Annotated in this window: 16 protein-coding genes and 1 pseudogene; 5 read left to right on the forward strand and 12 right to left on the reverse strand. The window is 67.6% G+C overall.

All coding sequences use genetic code 11. The features are described 5' to 3' along the window. Positions 1-133: 133 nt before the first annotated feature. Positions 134-808 carry a TetR/AcrR family transcriptional regulator gene (locus ACWGJM_RS20365; RefSeq protein WP_453413080.1) on the reverse strand — a complete coding sequence of 225 codons (675 nt, stop codon included), beginning with the start codon at positions 806-808 and terminating at the stop codon, positions 134-136. 187 nt (positions 809-995) lie between these two features. Between ACWGJM_RS20365 and ACWGJM_RS20370 the strand changes: the two genes are divergently transcribed. Further along, positions 996-2,114, forward strand: a complete 1,119-nt coding sequence (locus ACWGJM_RS20370) for a serine hydrolase domain-containing protein (protein WP_453413081.1) — start codon at positions 996-998, stop codon at positions 2,112-2,114. A 38-nt stretch (positions 2,115-2,152) separates the two neighbouring features. Here the strand turns inward: ACWGJM_RS20370 and ACWGJM_RS20375 are convergent, their stop codons facing one another. Next, on the reverse strand, positions 2,153-2,941 hold the full coding sequence (locus tag ACWGJM_RS20375; RefSeq protein WP_453413082.1) for an Fpg/Nei family DNA glycosylase: 789 nt from the start codon (positions 2,939-2,941) through the stop codon (positions 2,153-2,155). Positions 2,942-3,941: 1,000 nt separating this feature from the next. Between ACWGJM_RS20375 and ACWGJM_RS20380 the strand changes: the two genes are divergently transcribed. From ACWGJM_RS20380 to ACWGJM_RS20390, 3 genes are all read left to right on the forward strand, one after another. Continuing rightward, positions 3,942-5,372 carry a sugar porter family MFS transporter gene (locus ACWGJM_RS20380; RefSeq protein WP_453413083.1) on the forward strand — a complete coding sequence of 477 codons (1,431 nt, stop codon included), beginning with the start codon at positions 3,942-3,944 and terminating at the stop codon, positions 5,370-5,372. 148 nt (positions 5,373-5,520) lie between these two features. Continuing rightward, the gene (locus ACWGJM_RS20385; protein WP_453413084.1) at positions 5,521-5,877 is read left to right on the forward strand and encodes a universal stress protein; all 357 of its coding nucleotides are present in this window, start codon (positions 5,521-5,523) and stop codon (positions 5,875-5,877) included. A 346-nt stretch (positions 5,878-6,223) separates the two neighbouring features. Then, the gene (locus ACWGJM_RS20390) at positions 6,224-6,448 is read left to right on the forward strand and encodes a hypothetical protein (RefSeq protein ID WP_453413085.1); all 225 of its coding nucleotides are present in this window, start codon (positions 6,224-6,226) and stop codon (positions 6,446-6,448) included. A 229-nt stretch (positions 6,449-6,677) separates the two neighbouring features. On the opposite strand, the gene ACWGJM_RS20395 is transcribed toward ACWGJM_RS20390, so the two are convergent. The 7 genes from ACWGJM_RS20395 to ACWGJM_RS20425 all read right to left on the reverse strand — a co-directional run bounded on the left by ACWGJM_RS20395 (position 6,678) and on the right by ACWGJM_RS20425 (position 13,006). Next, positions 6,678-7,256 (reverse strand): hypothetical protein, encoded by a 579-nt coding sequence (locus tag ACWGJM_RS20395; protein WP_453413086.1) that lies wholly within the window; start codon positions 7,254-7,256, stop codon positions 6,678-6,680. Positions 7,257-7,345: 89 nt separating this feature from the next. Further along, positions 7,346-8,317, reverse strand: coding sequence for an MBL fold metallo-hydrolase (locus ACWGJM_RS20400; RefSeq protein ID WP_453413087.1), 972 nt, complete (start codon positions 8,315-8,317; stop codon positions 7,346-7,348). Between the two features lie 30 nt (positions 8,318-8,347). Continuing rightward, the gene (locus ACWGJM_RS20405) at positions 8,348-8,920 is read right to left on the reverse strand and encodes a carboxymuconolactone decarboxylase family protein (protein ID WP_453413088.1); all 573 of its coding nucleotides are present in this window, start codon (positions 8,918-8,920) and stop codon (positions 8,348-8,350) included. A 60-nt stretch (positions 8,921-8,980) separates the two neighbouring features. After that, a complete protein-coding gene (locus tag ACWGJM_RS20410; RefSeq protein ID WP_453413089.1) occupies positions 8,981-9,571 on the reverse strand; it encodes a carboxymuconolactone decarboxylase family protein in 591 nt (196 codons plus the stop codon). A 191-nt stretch (positions 9,572-9,762) separates the two neighbouring features. Beyond that, positions 9,763-10,353, reverse strand: coding sequence for a TetR/AcrR family transcriptional regulator (locus ACWGJM_RS20415; protein WP_453413090.1), 591 nt, complete (start codon positions 10,351-10,353; stop codon positions 9,763-9,765). Positions 10,354-11,087: 734 nt separating this feature from the next. Then, positions 11,088-12,128, reverse strand: coding sequence for a vWA domain-containing protein (locus tag ACWGJM_RS20420; protein WP_453413091.1), 1,041 nt, complete (start codon positions 12,126-12,128; stop codon positions 11,088-11,090). Positions 12,129-12,697: 569 nt separating this feature from the next. Next, complete coding sequence (locus ACWGJM_RS20425; protein ID WP_453413092.1) at positions 12,698-13,006, reverse strand: hypothetical protein; 309 nt, start codon at positions 13,004-13,006, stop codon at positions 12,698-12,700. Here ACWGJM_RS20425 and ACWGJM_RS20430 point away from each other — a divergent pair. Continuing rightward, positions 13,005-13,313, forward strand: a complete 309-nt coding sequence (locus tag ACWGJM_RS20430; RefSeq protein ID WP_453413093.1) for a hypothetical protein — start codon at positions 13,005-13,007, stop codon at positions 13,311-13,313. The two genes, ACWGJM_RS20425 and ACWGJM_RS20430, sit on opposite strands and share 2 nt — an antisense overlap. 270 nt (positions 13,314-13,583) lie before the next feature. Here the strand turns inward: ACWGJM_RS20430 and ACWGJM_RS20435 are convergent. The 3 genes and pseudogenes from ACWGJM_RS20435 to ACWGJM_RS20445 form a co-directional block, all read right to left on the reverse strand. Continuing rightward, positions 13,584-13,865: pseudogene (locus ACWGJM_RS20435) on the reverse strand (hypothetical protein); the annotation flags it as partial. 305 nt (positions 13,866-14,170) lie between these two features. Further along, complete coding sequence (locus ACWGJM_RS20440; RefSeq protein WP_453413094.1) at positions 14,171-14,758, reverse strand: response regulator; 588 nt, start codon at positions 14,756-14,758, stop codon at positions 14,171-14,173. Beyond that, positions 14,755-18,870, reverse strand: coding sequence for a HAMP domain-containing protein (locus tag ACWGJM_RS20445; protein WP_453413095.1), 4,116 nt, complete (start codon positions 18,868-18,870; stop codon positions 14,755-14,757). The genes ACWGJM_RS20440 and ACWGJM_RS20445 overlap by 4 nt, the downstream gene beginning before the upstream one ends. Positions 18,871-18,883: the final 13 nt, after the last annotated feature.

The following is an 18,883-nucleotide window of genomic DNA, read 5'->3' on the forward strand; positions in this document are numbered from 1 at the left end:
GAAGGCGGGCCCGCCGATCGCGGAGCCCTCTCCACGACCGTGAGGTGGGCCTCCGAGCCGGCCTACAGCGCGGGTTGCGACCGACTGACCGGCGCCGCCGCCGGGAACTTCGTCAACGTGTCGCCCTCGCGCATCAGCTGGAGAACGGCTGGCTCGGGCAGATCGAGGCCTCGATGTGGGCGAGTTGGGCGGCGAGGATCTCGTCGAACGCGGCGCGGCGGTCCGCCCCGAGGGGGCGGACGTCACGGGCGAAGTGAGCCAGGGCGGGGAAGCGTTCGGGGTCGGCACCCAGTACCGCAACGCGGAACAGCTCCATGCCCTGTTCGTGCTCCTTGGGGGTGATGGTGCTGACCCCGGCCTCGGAGGCGATCAACGCGGCGATGAGGACCGCGATCCGGTGGTAGCGCGCCGGGATCTCCTCGTCGGGCAGTCCCGACGCTCGCAGGGCTTGCAGCACCTCTTCCATGACCAGCCGGGAACCGGTGCCGCCTGACGCATAGCGTCCCCAGGCCGCGGCGAGCTGCGGCTGCTGACCGAAGGCCTCTCTCACGCGCAGGGCCAGGGCGGTGATGCGCTGCTTCCACTCGCCCTCGGGACGGTAGCCGTCCATGGCGGCCACGAGGATCCGGTCGGCGACCGCCCGCAGCAGTTCTGTCTTGCTGCGGAAATGCCGGTAGAGGCTGGAGGAGTCGGTCCCGAGGGCCGCGGCAAGCTTGCGCACGCTGAACGACTCGGCGTCGCTCGTGCGCAGCAGCTCCGCCGCCGCATCCAGGATCTCCTCGGTCGACCATCGCCTTCGGTCCGCCATCCCACTCCTCTCGCCGGTTCTCAGCCTAACTTATGCACTTGGTGTTGCACGCACCGCGTGCATAATGAGGGCATGGGTGTGCCGAGAGTCCCGGCAGCAGGCGGACCGGCGTGCCACTCGTGCCCTGTTGTCCGGGTCAGGCGACCGACGTGGAGCTCACCCCGGGGACTACGAAAGGACGCATGCTGTGAGGAACCCACTGGATCCCGCGAAGCTGAACGCCGCCATCGAAGACGTCCACCGCGCCGGGATGCCGGGCCTGTTCGCCGAGGTGCGTGACGGCGACCAGGTCTGGCGCGGCGCCGCCGGAGTCGCCGATGTCGCCACCGGCCGCCCGGTCACCGCCGACATGCGCCACCGAGTCGGCAGCATCACCAAGACCTTCACCGCCGCTGCGGTTCTCCAGCAGGTCGAGAGCGGTCGGATCGGTCTCGACACGCCGATCGGCCGGTACCTTCCGAGGCTGGTTCCCGGAGAACGGGGTGACGCGATCACGGTCCGGATGTTGATCAACCACACCAGCGGCCTCGCCGAGTACCTCCCCTGTGCCTACCGCTCGCTCAAGGCGTTCCCCGCCCTCGCGGACACCGGGCCCCAGAGCCTGGACGACAACCGGCTCACGCGGTTTCACCCCACCGAACTGATCGAGATGGGGGTCACCGCGCCTGCCGTCGGCGCCCCGGGCGGCACTCCGGGGGTGTACTCCAACACCAACTACCTGCTCCTCGGCGAACTCCTGGAACAGGTGACCGGCACTACGGCCGAGCGATACATCACCCGGAACGTCATCGAGCGCGCCGGGCTCCGGAACACCGAACTCCCCACCGGGCCGTACGTCAGCGGGCCGCACTCGCAGATCTACGAGGCATGGTTCGGCATGATCGACCCGCCGCGCGATTACAGCGTCTACGACATGTCATGGGTGGGGCCGGCGGCCTCGCTGATATCGACCGTCGCGGACCTCAACCTCTTCTTCGACATGCTGCTGACGGGCGAGATCGTCAGCCCGTCGTCGCTGGCGCAGATGCAACGCACCGTCCCGGTCGTCTCCCAAGAGGGAAAGACGATCGACTACGGCCTCGGCCTGCATCCCATGGAGGCTCCCGGCCAGGGCACCTTCTGGGGCCACGGCGGCACGGTCTGGGGCGCTGGAGCGCTGGCCATGACCCGCGCCGACGGCAAGCGGCAGATGGCCGTCGCCGTGAACCTCCAGAGGTGGAACAGGCTCGACTCCTCCGGCAAGCCGCAGCCCCATCCCATCGACGAGGCGCTTGCGGCTCTCTACCGCGTGGCGATGTACGGCTGACAGGTCGCCCGCGCGGCCGACGACCGTTCCTCGAGGGCTCAGGTCTCGTCCGGCTGGCACCGCGGGCACCACACCGTGCTGCGTCCTGCCAGACGGGAGCGGCGCAGGTGGGTTCCGCAGCGGGGGCAGATCGGGTCGTGGTCGTCACGGTGGCCGGTGAGCCACGAGTCGCGCGGTGGGACGCAGCCGGCGGTGACCGCGGAGCGCAGCGTGCGTCGCATGTGGGTGTACAGGCGTCGGCGTTCGGCCTCCGTCAGAACGTCGGCCCGGGTGCTGGGACGCAGTCCGGCGCGCCACAGGATCTCGTCGGCGAGCAGGTTGCCGAGACCGGCCAGGACGGACTGGTCGGTCAGCACGGTTTTGATGTGACCACGATGAGAGGAGAGTGCGCCCTCGAAGTCCTCGCGGTCCACTGTCAGAGCGTCGGGACCCTGACGGTCCAGCAGCCGGGCAACGGCGGGGTCGTCGTCGGCCAGCCAGAGGCCCTGGAGTTTGCGCTGGTCGCGGAAGCGGAGCTGGTGGTCGCCGCTCAGGGTGAACAGGACGCGGTCGTGGGCCTCGACCGCGTCGTCGGGGCGGGCGCACAGCAGTCGGCCGGTCATGCCGAAGTGCAGCAGGAGGGTGGGTCCGTCGGTGTGGGCGAGCAGCCACTTGCCGTGCCGCTCCGGCCCGGTGAATCGCCGGCCCTCCAGTGCCTCGCGCAGCCGCCGTACGCTCACCCCGTGCAGGACACCCTTGTCTCGCACCTCGACGCTCCGGATGCGCCTGCCCTTCGCGCAGGAGACGAGCACCTTGCGGAAACCCTCGACGTCCGGCAGTTCAGGCACGGCGGAGGTCCCCACGTCGGCTGACGGCGCTCGGTGAGTGATGGGGGAAAGCCCTCGGGGCCGCAGCGGGTCCTGCGGGAGACGTTCGCTGCTGCCTCGGGCCCACGGCGGCCTCCTCGATGCGCGGCGCCGATGTCGAAGGCGGGCACGAGGCGTCTCGCGGCGGGCTCGCGGCGGACTGCGGGCACACACCTTGCTGCTGCCGAAAGCCGTCCGGGCGAGTGCGCGCGTTGCCGTTCGGGCCTCTCGCAGACCACAGTGAGAGGAGCCGGGCGCGCTGCGTGCGCCACAGGAGGCCGGTCAGATACGCCCCGGCCGCGGCCGCCCGAGTGTTCCTGCGTACAGGTCCCATGTTCGTGTCCCAACAAGTCTGATGTCTCCTGCCTACAGACTTCCCCCGCGCCGTTCACCCGGGCGGGTACCTCCGCCGGATGGCCCCCGACGATCGAGAGCGCGGCCCTTCTGACTTCGCCCGTGTTTCTTGCGACGCGGGGTCCGGGCCGACCCTCCTGTGCATCCGACCCAGCAGTTCGATCTCTGACGAGAGTCTTGACACGCGGATCCAGGCAACACACCATTAACAACACCCCAAGATTTAAAGCGCTCTAAATGCGGAGTGATGCTGTAACGACAACAAGCCGGCCGGCGGTCCAGCGAGACCGACCCCGCAGCGAACATCTCGCCGCTCTTCGATGAGACGGTGCAGCGCGGACCGCGCCGCACCGCAACAGCGGCCCCTCGACCGCGACCCGGAGGGGCCCGAGCGGGGGCAGAGCATCCACCGAGATTGCCGTAGCGAGATGCGGAAGCGCCTGGTCCGGAGCCGCTGGCCGCCTTCAGACGACCACAATCCCTCGGTAGTGAGGAGTCGGCACGAGAAGCCGCCGCGGCACCGTGATCCGGCGGATCCTGAAGGGCAGAGCGGCACCGGGGTCCTCCTCCCGAGACCGTCGCGCGGCGTCGTGTCCAACCGGCCCTCACGGACAGATATGGAGTCCCTATGCCCCACGGCCCGTCAACCAGTTCGAAGAACGGCGTCACACTGCCGCCGCTACGACCCGGGCCGCACCAAAGACGCATGGACACGGTGGCCGTGGTCGCCACCTTCGGCGGCCTTCTCTTCGGTTACGACACGGGTGTCCTCAACGGCGCCCTGGAGCCGATGCAGAAGGATCTCGGACTCACCAGCGTCACCGAGGGCCTGGTCGTCAGCGTCCTGCTCATCGGCGCCGCCATCGGTTCCCTCGTGATCGGGCGCATGAGCGACACCCTGGGCCGGAAGAAGACCCTGACCGTCCTCGCCGTCATCTTCCTGGCCGGCACGCTCGGCACCGTCTTCGCCCCGAACCTCGCTGCCATCCTGCCGGCACGGTTCGTCCTTGGTCTCGCCGTCGGCGGTGCATCCGTCGCAGTCCCGGTGTACCTCTCCGAGCTGGCGCCCACCGAGCGACGGGGAACGCTGGGCGGTCGCAACGAACTCGCCATCGTCGTCGGCCAGATGCTGGCCTTCGTCTTCAACGCCGTGATCGCCAACATCTGGGGGGATCACGACGGCGTGTGGCGGTACATGCTGGCCGTCTGCGCCCTGCCGGCTGTCGCTCTCTTCATGGGCATGCTGCGGATGCCGGAGACTCCGCGCTGGCTGGTCTCGAAAGGCCGCTACGACGAGGCGCTGGCCGTGCTGATGCAGGTACGCACGGAGGACCGCGCCCGCGCGGAGATGGCGGAGGTCGAGCATCTTGCCGAGGAAGAGGAGGAGTCGCAGACCGGAGGCATCCGTGACCTCGCCATCCCGTGGGTGCGCCGTCTCATGCTCGCCGCAGTTGTCATCGCCGTCGCGCAGCAGTTCACTGGGATCAACTCGGTGATGTACTACGGCACGCAGCTGCTCCAGATCGCCGGTTTCAGTCAGAACGCGGCGCCGATCGCCAACATCTCCTTGGGTGTCATGGCGGTGATCGGTGGATCGATCTGCCTGTTCGTGCTGATCGACCGCATCCCGCGCCGCAAGATCATCGTGATGGGTTTGATCGGGACCACGATCTGCCACGGCCTGATCGTGCTCTCCTCGGCTCTCCTGCCGGACGGCAAGTTCCGGGCCTTCACGATCCTCGGCTTCGTCGCGCTGCTCGTCCTGGTCATCCAGACCACCCTGAACGTCCCCGTCTGGGTCTGCCTCTCCGAGCTGTTCCCGCTGCGGATGCGTGGCTTCGGAATGGGAGTCAGCGTGCTCGTTCTGTGGGTGGCGAACGCCCTGGTGGCGCAGTCCTTTCCGACGCTGGTCTCCATCGGCGGCATCACCGGCACCTACGGCACGTTCTTCGTGCTCGGCGCCATCTTCTCCTTCCTCGCATGGAAGACGCTGCCGAACACCAGCGGACGCTCGCTGGAGGAACTTGAGGAGGCGTTCATGCAAGGCGACTTCCGCTGAGCAGTTCCGGCGGAACGGCTGGCGTCACCACCGACCGGTCGGCACGGGTTCGTCTCAGGCACACCGTCTGCTGCGATCCCGTGCCGCCACTCGCAGGTGAACCAGCGAGCCCACGGATCCAAGTCCCCGGACCAGACGCAGGAGACTCATGACCATCATCGTGGCAGTCCCCGACAGCATCGAAGGCACTCGTGCACTGTCGGCCGCCGTCGCCGAAGCCCGGCAGCTCGGTACGGATCTGGTCGTCTGCAATCTCGGCCTTCGGCCGCTCGACCCGGCCTCCGTCGACGCCGGTGTCGAACTCACCGTTGTCGAACGCAAGGGCAAAGACGATCGCGACCCCGTCGACGCCGTTCTCAACGAGATCACCAACCGCGGCGCCACCAGACTCGTCATCGGAATCAAGCGTCGCACCCCCGTCGGCAAGGCGATTCTCGGCAGCGTCAGCCAGCGGCTTCTGCTCCAGAGCCCCGTCCCCGTTCTCGCCGTCAAAGTCGACGACTGAACCTCGCTCGCGCCTACCTCGTCGCGATCATGCCCCGGCGCCGAAGGCAGCGCCCGCAGCCGGGTCGCATAGGCGGCGGGCACCGGCAGCTCGTCACGAAACGCGGCACTGCCGGTGCCGAACAGGTCTCCGGCGGGGCCGACCAGGACTCCGGCAAAGGTGAACGCCTGGCGCCATGCTCACGAGTACGAAGCGGCGCCGGCGCAGGTCCTTGCCCACACTTGCGCCCCCGGTCGGTAACGCGCGCCGGCACCCGTATGGGCGAGGGGGCCGCCGTCCAAGTCGGCAGGGGTCGATGGCTACGGGTCCGTCCTGGACGTCCCGCACCGTTACCTACACTTGCCGGGTGAACAACTACACGTGCACTCACTGCGGCACCGTCGGTCTGGTGGAAGGTTTCATCGAGGACGCCGGCGAGCACTCGCGCGGGTACGCGCGCTGGATCGAGGGCGCGTTGGAGCGAGGGCTTTTCGGGGGTGCCAAGCGGATGGGTCGCCCCCGTCGGCAGATAGAGGCGTTCCGCTGCCCCAAGTGCGGGCACCTTGAGCTGTTCGCCACCGGCGAGGTGTAGTCGGCCCTCGTAGTCCCGGGCGCCCCGAAAGAGCGGTCGCGCCTCGCGCGCAGGGGCTCTCCGGGCTTCGGCTCCGCGCCCCCGTACGACGCCCAGGCACTGCGGGGCATCCACGTCCGGCTGGAACGCCGTGGTCTGTTGCCCGCCGAGCATCTCGCCTACGGCGGCTATACCTCCCTGGCCCATCTGGAGCGCGCTCCGGAGCGGAGGGAACCGTCAAGGAGTTCGCTCATGGGCCGTCGTCAGCGGCTGACAAGAGCCCGGACAGTGTCAAGCCGGCCGGCTGTTCCCAATCCGTTTGCATGGTCGCCTCCTCGCGTGTCCGCAGGTCCCCATGGAGACGGGCGAACACCGCGCACACCAGCGGCATGACCACAGGAGGCAGCAGAAGAAGGGCCACGGCGGTCGGTAGGATCTTCACCAGCACGCCGGTGATCCACACGTTGCCATCGCTGAGCCACAGCATGCCGAGCCCGGCGAAGTGTGCCAGGGGAGCCGCCGCGTACCGGGCCAGTCCAAGGACGAGCAGGGCGCCGACAGTGACCAGCGTGCCGACGCCGAGCGTGCGCCACCGTGCGCGGTGGGTCAGCACCCAGGAGCGGTACAGCGCCACGAACGAGGAACGGGGGGTGGCGGGAAAGCGCTGGCGGGTGGCCAGCGGTCCGCCGTCTCCCCTGGCGTGGGAGTCACCGACGGCGTACGCGGTGTGCAGGACGGGGACGACGAGGCGAGCCAGGACGAACAGCAGCAGCGACACCACGGCACCGACCCGTACCAACGGGGGCATGCCGCCGTCGGCGTAGGCCACATAGGAGTCCTCATTGGCGATGTTGGAGTCTGGTTACCGTCGTGGACCCCTGCAAGCCATGTCGGGTTGAAGTCGGCCACGACAACCGCTCACGTTGTCGAGAGGATGGGGCCTCGGGTGGTGACGTTCGGCAGTTGGCTCATCTCCGCGAAGGCTCGCTGATCGTGGGCCGGTACCACGATCAGGTCGGGGATGCGCTGCATGATCGAGGCCATGCGGAGGATGTTCTGGCGGTTGCCCTCTGCGTCGAAGTCGCCCAGGCGCCTGATGGGGAAGGGCCTCTCCAGACGTCGCGTGAGTCCCTCGCGCTGCCACACGAGGTCTCCGACGAGGGCGTAGCGCACCTGATGGGGCAGGGTGACGAAGATGACGATGCTGCCCGGTGTGTGTCCGGGGGCGGGGACGCAGACGATCGAGCCGTCACCGTAGACGTCGTGGTGCCGGGGGAAGCCGAGATAGGGGCCGCCTTCGAAGGTGAACTCCTGCCACTTGAAAGGCGTTTCGCGGAAGTATCCGCGGAAGTTGCCGAAGATCTCAGGGTTGTAGAACGCGGCCCGGTCACGCCGCGACACGAGGACCGGCAGGTCGGGGAAGTCGGGGATACCGCTCATATGGTCCCAGTGCGCGTGGGTCAGCAGGATCCCGGACAGCCGACTGAAGTCGTAGTCGGCTGCCTCCAGTTGTTCGACGGCGGGTTTCCAGACCTCGTACTTGGTGATCTTCTGGAACAGGCGTGGCATGGTGGCGAACTGCTTGGCGATGTCGCGCCCGAAGCCGGAGTCGACCAGGAGATCGCCCTGCGGATGTTTGATCAGCGCGGCGCCGATGTAGAAGTCACGCTTGTCGAAGAAGGAACCGCCGGCGTAAGCGTAGGCGGCCACCCTGTTGTTGACGCCGGTCGGCACGGCGACCAAGTCCATCTCCGCCGGCGGGTCGGCGTGCGGGATGGGGACCGACGGGGGCAGCGGGGCGGGCTGGGGGAGCCCGGATGAGGTGAGCTTGCGGGCGAGGCGTTGCGCGGGCACTGCCGCGGCCACAGCCAGAAGTGGCCACTTCTTCATGATCCCTGCTCCTGGGTCTTCAAGAACGGATTACTGCTTCAGACCGACGGCGTTCGACGGCACGTCAAAGGCGGCCAGAGTCATCGAGACGCTGGTGAACCAGCCCATCAGCACGGTCACGTCGACGATGCCCTCTTCCCGGATCGTCTCCTTGGCCCGGCGGTACAGGCTGACGGGGACCACCCGCGGCTGCACCAGGGCTGACGCGAGCTCGTACACGATCTGCTGCCGGGGGTCTTCGAAAGAGGTCGGAAGGCCGGCGATCAGGGCTTCGACCTTCTTCGGGTCCAGCCCTCCCAGTGCCACACCGATCTTCTCGTGCTCGTAGTTGGCGTAGGCGGCGAGCCAACGTCCGGTGACAATGTTCGTGACGATCTCGATTTCCGCCTTCGACAGCGACGAGTCCGTCTGGAAGTAGGCTCCGGTCGGCGCAATCGCCTTCAACAGCTTGGGATTGGCCAGCCAGATCTTGTGCGGCCCGGGCACCAGGCCGCGCAACTGACGCGTGTACTCGTAGGCGCTGCGCATGTCCGGCGACATCTCTTCGACCGGCGTCTCGACGTACCGGCCGAACGTCCCGAAGTCCGCGGGATCCTCGAACACGACGGTTTCCTCCTCCTTGTCGGCTCTTGCGGGCCCCGTTGTTCCCGTACCGCGAGCAGCTCAGAGCGCGTTCCCGGTCTCCGCGTCGGTGCTGCCCGCAGGCACGTCGTAGGCATTGAGTACTGTGGCGAGCGCCAGGTAATGGACGGTCACGAACACGATGGTGTCGAGGGTCTGCTGTCCCAGCGTCTCGACGACGGCGTCGTACAGCGGCCCCGGTAGGGGGCCTCCCTCGGTCAGTGCCGTCGCGACGTCCGCGGCAAGCCTCTCCTCCTCGGTGAGGTCGGACGGGCGACCGCCCGCGCTCAGCGTGGCCACCTGGTCCGGCCGCAGCCCGGCCCGCGCAGCCAGCCTGGCGTGGGCGTACATCTCGTATGCCGCCTTGAAGCGCGCCCCGATCGTCAGCACGACGACGTGCCGCGCGCGTTCGGACAGACCGGGCAACTGCTGGGCGTGGTCGATGAAACGGGCGAGGGGTTCGGCCAGCTCCGGGAAGTGGAGCATCACCCCCCAGGGTCCGACGAAGGCCCCGTCGGCGTTGCGTACCTCGAATCCGGTGTACTCGTCGGCCTTCACCATCGCCTCGAAGGCGTCGTAGAGGGGCCGCTGCCTGGGAGTCAATTCGTCCGGGCGGAGCAACGGTAGGCGCATGTCGACCTCCTTTGGTGCGTGAGGGTTCATGCCCGCGAACGATGGTTCGCTTTTCTTTGGCCAGAGTACCCATCGCCCAGAGGCCCATACAAGACGAACGTCCGTTTTTTTAATGACTACCATCAGTGACGTTGTGGGCGTGAAGTGTAGTCACAGCTGCGTGAACGCTTCCCTGTGTGCGATGCCCGGCGCTACGCCGGCCACAATGCCCTGACCGCTCCGGGTACCCCCTCGACGGCCTGCGGCCCGAACAGCGCGAGCTGAAGAAGGAAGCCGGGCAGGACCGCGACGAACACCCTGGCCAGCGCCTCTGCCGACGCCTCGACCGGCAGTGCGCCGCGTTTCTGCTGCTCGGCGACGACGCGGGCGAGGTCGTCGCACAGCTCGGCGTTGGCGGTGGCGAGGCGGTCGGCGAGGCCAGGGTTGCGCAGAGCCTCCGACCACACCATGAGCGCCACGGTCGCGAGTTGGTGCTCGTCCTGTTCACCCTGAGCGGCCGTCAGGAGACCGGCCAAGGTCTCGCCGAGTCCGCTCGGGTCACCACTGTCGGTCGCGTCGCGCAGTACGGCGACGATGTTCTCCAGGTTGCGCGTGGCGATCGCCACGATCATGTCGTTCTTGCTGGGGAAGTAACGGTAGACCGCACCGGCGGACAGTCCTGCCTCCGTGAGGATGTCCTGCATCGACGTGCGGTGGAAGCCCTCACGGACGAAACAGCGCTGCGCGGCGTCCAGGATCTGTGTGCGCCGGTTCTCCTTGTACTGCTCGCTGACTCTGGGCACTGCCGCTCCTTGGTCCGTTCCCGTCCCGTCGCGGCCGGTCGATGCCGCAGCTCATCGACGTGACGGCCGACGACGGACCGGTCCAAGTTTATCAGCAAAACGAACATTCCCCTTCTATAGGTGCTGGTCCGAGGCGTGGACGTCACGTTCGAGTCGGGGGTCGAACGTGGTGACCGTGGCGACCCGTTCCCCACCCTGGGCTGGTCGACATCGATGAGTCACACACCTCGTCCACGACGTCGCCGCCGAGGGCGTGCTTGAACGCGACGTGCTCGTACCCCAGGCTCGCGTTGTTCAGGACGATGGGCACGGCAGGGAGGTGCAGCCGCCTCGCGGTCTCCGGTCTCCGACGTTGTAGCCGAAGCCGCTGTCCCCGACGAGCGCGAAGCCCGCTGTCTTTCGTCCGCCGCGAGTTGTGCCACGAGTACCGGCGGGGAAGGTCCGGCCGAGCGTGCCGGCGGAGCGCAGGAAAGTTCGGCCGGGCGTACGTACGGGAAACAGTGCCCCGCCCCAGGCCCCCATGAATCCGGTGTCGGCGACCGAGGCGTCGCGGTCGCCGACGAGTTCGCGCAGGACAGCGGCGATGGCTTCGGGCCGCGCGTGCTCCGCAGCGGGGCGGAAGGCGACGGGATCGAGCAGGACGGTGCAGTCCGCGCGCTGGGGTGGTGCCCCCCGGTGTCATGGTGGGGTGCCGGGAGAAGAGGTCTCCCGGACCCGACGGGGTTTCCTGGGCGTCAGTGCATGAGCAGGAGCCGCGTGTTGGGTGCGAGTTTGCGGTTCACGCTGGTGCTCTGCACGAAGATCGTGAAGTCGTCGTTGTGGTCCGGCTTGACGCGGGCTTCCGCGTCCGGCAGGCCGAGTAGTGCTCGGGCTTCGGGCCCCGTGTACACCCGGTCCGTCTTCTTCTCCAGCACCGCGATCTGCTTCCGCGCCTGTATCTTCTCCGACTTGCTCAGCTGGTAGAACGCGCCACCGGTACGGTAGGTGTGCCCGCATTCGATGACCCAGTCCCGGATCGCCGCGTCACGGGTCACCGGGATCAGCTCGTACTGTGCCGGATCCACCGGGGTGAGGCCGGCCGCCTTGATGGTGTCCTTGTTCACCGCCTCAGCGCCCGTGGAGAACACCGCCCGCGATCCCCGGATGCCCTGGGAGCGACCCACCATGAACTTCTCGGTGGCCTGCCGGATGACCTGCCCGGCCTCCTCCAGACCCTGTGTGCTCGTGGCGTCCCAGATGGCGATGTTGTCCTTCGGGAAACCGCAATGCATGGCCTCGCGCTTGCCCATCTGGTCCGGCACGAGGACGGCCAGCGTCCAGTTGTCCTGCTGTGTCGCGGTCATCTCGGCCACGGCCGCGACGAGTTCACGCGGATCGCCGGCAGGAGCGTCCGGGCAGCGATGGCTTGCGTTCTCCTGCCCGTCGGTGAGCACGAACGTCAGGAAGCTGTGGTCGCCGTACAGTTGAGCTGTCTGCGCCAGCTCGCGCTGAGACTTCAGCGCGGCCGCCAGCAGAGCTGTCATTCCACCGACCCGGTACAGCTGCTTCAGTGACGGCATCCGCAGCACGTCCTTGTCGTAGATGACGCACTCCACCTGGTCTGCGAAGACGTACACCGTGACGCGGGTTTCCTGGTCCAGTTCCCTCGACCGGCGGGCGAGGTAGGCAATCTGCTGGTCGGCGACCTCGACGACCTTGCGGCTCAGGTGCGACATGGACGAACTGGCATCCAGCACAAGAGCAACGTGATTGATGTAGTTCTGGCTTCCGGACATGACGACGGCTCCCCCTCTTTCCGACTCGATGCTCCTACCGTCTCACGCACCACTGACAATCGATCTTGGCTCCCGCTGTCCATGGTGTGACCCACCAGAGCAGCAGCCCGGCGACGGCGGTGACGACTGTCCTGGCGGGACGAGGAGACCGGTCGTGGTTCCTCCCGGCAGGACGAGGGCTCGGCAGCAACGTCCTCCCGCCGGTCGCATTGCCGGGTACTTGGACCCGATCATGGAGGTCCGCTTCCCGCTGGTCTCCGCCCCGCCCGCACCCTGGTCGAGAAACCCGCCGCGCTCAGCTGGGAGCAGGCCGCGGGGGCGCCGCTCGCGGGGCTCACCACCTACCAGAGCATCGATCGGGTCGGCCTCGGCAAGGTTGCGTCCACGCCGTCGGGCGCCCCTCGACTTCGTCGGCGACGGCGCGGTCGTGGCTGTGGCGGCATCCCAGCGGGATCCTGGCCGGCGAGGGCGGGACATGGTGGATGCCTCCCTGGGCGCCTGCTCCTCGCCTGTAAGAGCGATCGTGGCGAGCATGCGTTGGCGTGCTTGAGCCCGTAGCGTGCAGCCGGTCAGGTCGGCAGCGTCGATGTCGTTCCAGAAACGGTGAACGACGATCTGTGCAGCCTCTTGAGCAGGGCGGTGAGGTTGGCACGTATCTGTGTGAGGTCGCTCCGCGCGTGGAGGAGATCGTCAGGGGAGTCGTACACCACGACGGGATAGCGGTTCGACTCCTGCCGACGGGTGCCCGATGTGCCGGGCCGTCGGCGCACGGCACGGCCGCCAGTAATCAGGTTCGATTTGTCGCTGTTCAGTGAGAGAAAGACCCTTGGAGAAGTCCTTGCCGGGCTGCGGCCCGGCCGATGGAGGGAGATGCCCATGGCCCCGGACGAGATCGCGAAGAGCGCGTTCGCCCACTGGCTGCTGGACCAGGCCCGCCTGGTCGGCTACGACACCGACGCCGGTGAGACGCACGCGTCAATCCTGGTGATCACCGCGGTGGCCTTGTCCAATGGCCTCGGCACGAAGGCGACTGAGGGTCTCGCTGACATGCTTGGCGTGACGCGGGAGGAGGTCACCGCCGCGTACGTCGACGAGATGCGGCAGACCGTCCTGGTCGGACTTCTGGACCACCCCGACCTGGCCGGACTGGACGCGCGGCTCGATGAGATCGCACGCACGGGCTGAGGCTGCCGGGCCCACCGATGCCCGGGACGACACCCCTGCTGACCCCACATGGCCCCCACCCACCCGGGCTGTGCTGGGACGAATCCCGGCGCGGTCATCACCGTCTTGGCAGTGCTGGGCGGGCTGGTCCTGGGAGTCAGGGCAGAGCAATGAGCCGAGAGGGACGAGAGTCAAGCGGCGGAGGCGAGGCAGAAGGGTCGTGATGAACGGAAATCCGCACGCGGTGGGACGCGGTCTCAGGAGGGTCGACTGGGGGAGTCCTTGCGGTAGTCAGTTGTGGTGAGGAGGCTTTGCCGAGTGCGGAACCGCGTCCTGGACCGCCTCGCTCAGCGTCGGATGGGCGTGGACGTTCCCGGCGAGTCCGGTCACCGTGAGATCCCACTTCTGAGTCGGCGTCAGCTCAGGCAGCAGCTCGGTCACGTCCGGGCCAATCAGGTGAGCGCCGAGCAGTTCGCCGTACCGGGCGTCGCTCACCAGCTTCACGAACCCGACCGTGTCCCCGAAGCCGTGTGCCTTGGCGTTGGCCGTGAAGGGGAACTTCGCCACGCGGACGGATAGAGCGGCATCCGAGAAGCTACTCGGACAGGGCCTGGCAGGCGGCGCAGGGCCATGAGCCGGTTCGTCGCAGCTACCAAGGAGAATCGGCAAGCCCGTCCCATGGCTGGTGTGATCACGGCGTCGGAGTCGTCCTGGGCAAGACGGAGACGGTCTGCGAAGTGGCCGCGGTCCAGGCTCGCCTGTCGCCTGTCGCCTGTCGCCTGTCGGTCAGGGCGGAGGGCTGATGCAGGAGCTGAGGATGGGAATACGCCATGTCGTGCCGGGGCCCCAAGGCGGATACTCGACCCGGATCAGTGCCTCTACTCGATGCTGGTGCGACCTGGCAGGAGGGCCCCCACGGCGCGCTCCACCTCCGCGATGCGGTCGGCGAGCCCGTCCGTGTCGGTTTCGGGCCGGTTGCGCAGCAGCAGCTCGATCTGGGCCAGCCGCTCGGTCATCTCCGTGAGCCGGTCCGCGTCTCCCGCCACGTCACGCATCGCCAACTGGCGGTTTTTGCGGTGCAGATCGAGAAAGACGTTGACTTTGGTGCGCAGTACCCACGGATCGATGGGCTTGGTGATGAAGTCGGCGGCGCCGATCGCGTATCCCCGGTAGGCGTAGTCTGTACCGGCGTCGTTTCCGGTCACCAGAATGATGGGCACATCCTTGGTCTGGTCGAGGCGCTTGATGTTGGCGGCGGTCTCGAAGCCGTCCATGCCGGGCATCCGAACGTCCAGGAGGACGACCGCGAACTCCCGGCGCAGCATCGCCTTCAGCGCGTGTTCCCCTGAGCGCGCGCGGACCAGGTGTTGGTGCAGCGGGCCGAGTATGGCCTCGAACGCGATGAGGTTCTCCTCCATGTCGTCGACGACGAGGATGCTGCACTGGTCGGCCGCGTTTGTGCTCATGACGAGTTCCCCGGCGGCTCGTCGGCACCGTTGTCGTGCGCGCCCGAAGGTTCATTGGAGGCGCCGGGGCCCTGCGCCGGGGCCGGGGAGTCATTCTGCGGGTCGAGCAGATCGCAGATGACCGACAGCAGGCGGTCGACGTTCACAGGCTTGGGCACGTACCCGTTGGCGCCGCTGTCGATCGCCTTGTCGCGGTCTCCCGGCATTGCCTTGGCGGTGAGCGCGATGATCGGCAGGTGAGCGAGACGAGAGGCGCCCCGTATGGCGCGGATGGTCTCGTATCCATCCATCTCGGGCATCATGATGTCCATGAGGATCAGGGACACGTCTGGGCACCGCTCCAGGACCTCCAGACCCTCCCGGCCGTTCTCCGCATACTTCACCGTGATGCCGACACGCCCCAGTACATGAGTGAGGGCGAAGACATTGCGGATGTCGTCGTCGACGATGAGGATGCGACGGCCTGCCAGGACACGACCGGGGCGCCCGCTGAGCCATTCCTTGAGCCGCGTCGTCTCCGGCCAGGTGTCCTCGCGCCCGTCGGCGGTTCCCGCGGTTGCCCTGTCGATCAGGTTGTCCGTGAGGCGGCCCGGAACCAGGACGTCGGCGCTGAGGTTCCCGGCACTGGCGAGCACATGTCCAGGTGTTGCTACCGGGCCCAGCTCCGCCGGGCCACTCGCAGCGGTGGCGCCGGGGTGGTGCGAGGGAATGTAGAGGGTGAACCGGGAGCCGACACCCGGCTCGCTCTCGGCGACGATCTTCCCGCCCAGCATCCCGGCGAGCTCCCGGCTGATGGACAGGCCGAGGCCGGTGCCGCCGTACTTGCGGTTGGTGGTGCCCTCGGACTGCTGGAACGCTTCGAAGATCATCGGAAGCTTTTCGCGGGCGATACCGATCCCGGTGTCCTTCACGGAGAAAGCGATGACGGCTTCCGCGTTCTTGAGTGTCTCCTCAGTGAACTGTTCCCCCGGCGTCCGGTTGACGCGCAACTCCACGTTGCCGGAGTGGGTGAACTTCACCGCGTTGGACAACAGGTTGCGCAGCACCTGCTGGAGTCGCTGCTCGTCGGAGTACAGCTCGCCTGGTACGTCCTTGTCGACCGCGATCTGGAAGCCCAGACCGCGGTCGATGGTGAGCGGCCGGAACGTCGCGTGGACATAGTCGAGCAGCTTGATCAGCGGGAGCGTCTTCGGACGCACGTCCATCCGCCCGGCCTCGATCTTCGAGAGGTCGAGGATGTCGCTGATCAGCTGGAGCAGATCCGAACCCGAGCGGTAGATGGTGGTCGCGAACTGCACCTCCTGTTCGCCCAGGTGTCCGTCGGGGTTGTCGGCGAGCAGCCGGGCAAGGATCAGCAGCGAGTTGAGCGGCGTGCGCAGCTCGTGCGACATGTTCGCGAGGAACTCCGACTTGTACTGCGAGGCGGTCGCGAGCAGGGCGGCCTTTTCCTCCAGCTCGGCGTTGGAGCGCTGGAGCTCGTCCGACCGCTCGCGCAACTCGGAGGTGAGCCGCTGGGACTGCGACAGCAGGGACTCCGTACGTGAGTTGGCGATGATCGTGTTGATCGAGACGCCGATCGTGTTGGCGAACTGGTCGATGAAGGCCAGGTGCACATCGCTGAACCTGCTGAGCGAGGCCAGCTCGATCACTCCGAGGACCTGGTCCTCGAAGAGGATGGGCAGGATGACGATGCTGGCCGGGTAGGCCGTGCCGAGCCCGGAGTTGATGGTGATGTAGTCGGGCGGGACGTCCATGATGAGGATGCGCTGCTTCTCCTGTGCGGCCTGTGCGATCAGTCCGCGGCCCGGAGTGCCGGTGCCGGGGAGTGGGCTGCCCCCGCCGGCCTGGTCGGTGCCGTACCCGGCTATGAACTGGAGGCCCTCGCCGGGAGGCGCCCCTCCCTCGGCCAGGAAGAACGCACCGAACTGCGCGTTCACCAGCGGGGTCAGTTCGCGCAGGATCAGGTCGGCGACCTCCACCAGGTCACGGTGGCCCTGCATGAGCGCGGCCATGCGGGTGAGGTTGGACTCCAGCCAGTCCTTGGCACGGGTGGTCTCGCGGAGGTTGGAGACCATGAGGTTGATGTTGTTCTTCAGTTCGGCGACCTCGCCCTGTGCCTCGACCGTGATGGCGCGGGACATGTCGCCCTGGGTGACCGCGCTGGCCACCTCCGCGATCGCACGGACCTGCGTGGTGAGGTTCAGGGCCAGCTCGTTGACGTTGGTGGTCAGCCGCTTCCACGTTCCGTAGACGCCCTCGACCCGGGCCTGACCGCCCAGCTGCCCCTCGCTGCCGACCTCCCGGGCCACGCGGGTGACCTCGGACGAGAACGAGGAGAGCGTGTCGACCATCGTGTTGATGGTGGTCTTCAGCTCCAGGATCTCGCCGCGCGCGTCCACGTCGATCTTCTTCGACAGGTCGCCCTGGGCGACGGCCGTGGCGATCTGGGCGATGTTGCGCACCTGCGAGGTGAGGTTGTCCGCCATGAAGTTGACGTTGTCCGTGAGGTCCTTCCACACCCCCGACACTCCGCGGACCCGCGCCCGGCCGCCCAGCCGCCCCTCCGTACCGACCTCGCGGGACACCCGGGTGACCTCGTCGGCGAACGCGCGCAGCTGCTCGACCATCGTGTTCACGGTCTCCTTCAGCTGGAGGATCTCGCCGCGCGCATCGACCGTGATCTTCTTCGACAGGTCGCCGTTGGCGACCGACGTGGTCACCTGGGCGATGTTGCGGACCTGGGAGGTCAGGTTCGACGCCATGAAGTTGACGTTGTCCGTCAGCTCCTTCCACACGCCCGAGACCCCGCGGACCTGCGCCTGTCCGCCCAGGTTGCCTTCGGTCCCGACCTCGCGCGCGACCCGTGTGACCTCGTCCGCAAACGCCGACAACTGGTCGACCATCGTGTTGATCGTGGACTTCAGCTCCAGGATCTCGCCCTTCGCCTCCACCGTGATCGTCTTGCCCAGGTCGCCCTGGGCGACTGCGGTGGCGACCTGGGCGATGTTGCGGACCTGCGAGGTGAGGTTGTCCGCCATGAAGTTGACGTTGTCCGTGAGGTCCTTCCACACCCCGGACACCCCGCGGACCTGTGCCCGGCCGCCCAGCTGCCCTTCCGTACCGACCTCGCGGGACACCCGGGTGACCTCGTCCGCGAACGCCGACAGCTGGTCGACCATCGTGTTCACGGTGTTCTTGAGCTGCAAGATCTCGCCCCGGGCGTCCACCGTGATCTTCTGGCTCAGATCGCCGTTGGCGACCGCCGTGGTCACCTGGGCGATGTTGCGGACCTGTGAGGTCAGGTTCGACGCCATGAAGTTGACGTTGTCGGTGAGGTCCTTCCACACCCCGGAGACGCCCGGTACCTGTGCCCGGCCGCCCAGCTGCCCTTCCGTACCGACCTCGCGGGACACCCGGGTGACCTCGTCGGCGAACGCGCGCAGTTGGTCGACCATCGTGTTCACGGTGAGCTTCAGCTCCAGCAGCTCGCCGGTCGCCTCGACCGTCACCGTGCGGGTCAGATCGCCGCGTGCGACCGCCGTGGTCACCACCGCGATGTCGCGCACCTGCGCGGTCAGCCGGGAGGCCATTGTGTTGACGGCCTCGGTCACGTAGCGCCAGTCGCCGGCCAGACCCTGTACCGTGGCACGCCCGCCGAGACGACCATCGGTGCCGACCTCCCGGGCTACGCGGGTCAGCTCGCCGGTGAACAGCGACAGCTGCTCCACCATGCGATTCACCCCACGCCCGAGGCGCCGTAGATCGCCGCGGAGCTGGCGCTTGCCGTCGTGCAACTCGGCGCGCTGCGTCAGATCACCGTCAGCGACGGCATCCAGTACGCGCGTGGCATTCACGACCGGCACGGCCAGTGCTTCCAGCAGCGTGTTGGCCGCCTCCACGCTCGTCGTCCACTCCCCCTGGCCGGGACTCGCCGAGAGTCGCTCGTCCAGTCGCCCCTGCCGGACCACCTCCCGGCGCACTCGCTCCAGCTCGGCGGCCAGGTGCGCGTTCCGCGTGATGATCCGGTTGAACACCCCCGCCATCTCGGCGAGGAGCCCTTCGGGCAGATTTCCTATGCGTACGGTGAAGTCACCGTCACAAAGGGAATTCATGGCCGCGAGCAGC

The sequence above is a fragment of the Streptomyces sp. NPDC054834 genome (assembly GCF_053611185.1).

What these genes read in the sequence shown, in the direction of transcription:
- ACWGJM_RS20445 (WP_453413095.1), bottom strand. Translation starts at nt 18,870, where the DNA reads ATGAATTCCCTTTGTGACGGTGACTTCACCGTACGCATAGGAAATCTG.
- ACWGJM_RS20430 (WP_453413093.1), top strand. Translation starts at nt 13,005, where the DNA reads ATGGCCCCGGACGAGATCGCGAAGAGCGCGTTCGCCCACTGGCTGCTG.
- ACWGJM_RS20425 (WP_453413092.1), bottom strand. Translation starts at nt 13,006, where the DNA reads ATGGGCATCTCCCTCCATCGGCCGGGCCGCAGCCCGGCAAGGACTTCT.
- ACWGJM_RS20385 (WP_453413084.1), top strand. Translation starts at nt 5,521, where the DNA reads ATGACCATCATCGTGGCAGTCCCCGACAGCATCGAAGGCACTCGTGCA.
- ACWGJM_RS20380 (WP_453413083.1), top strand. Translation starts at nt 3,942, where the DNA reads ATGCCCCACGGCCCGTCAACCAGTTCGAAGAACGGCGTCACACTGCCG.
- ACWGJM_RS20440 (WP_453413094.1), bottom strand. Translation starts at nt 14,758, where the DNA reads ATGAGCACAAACGCGGCCGACCAGTGCAGCATCCTCGTCGTCGACGAC.
- ACWGJM_RS20365 (WP_453413080.1), bottom strand. Translation starts at nt 808, where the DNA reads ATGGCGGACCGAAGGCGATGGTCGACCGAGGAGATCCTGGATGCGGCG.
- ACWGJM_RS20420 (WP_453413091.1), bottom strand. Translation starts at nt 12,128, where the DNA reads ATGTCCGGAAGCCAGAACTACATCAATCACGTTGCTCTTGTGCTGGAT.
- ACWGJM_RS20410 (WP_453413089.1), bottom strand. Translation starts at nt 9,571, where the DNA reads ATGCGCCTACCGTTGCTCCGCCCGGACGAATTGACTCCCAGGCAGCGG.
- ACWGJM_RS20400 (WP_453413087.1), bottom strand. Translation starts at nt 8,317, where the DNA reads ATGAAGAAGTGGCCACTTCTGGCTGTGGCCGCGGCAGTGCCCGCGCAA.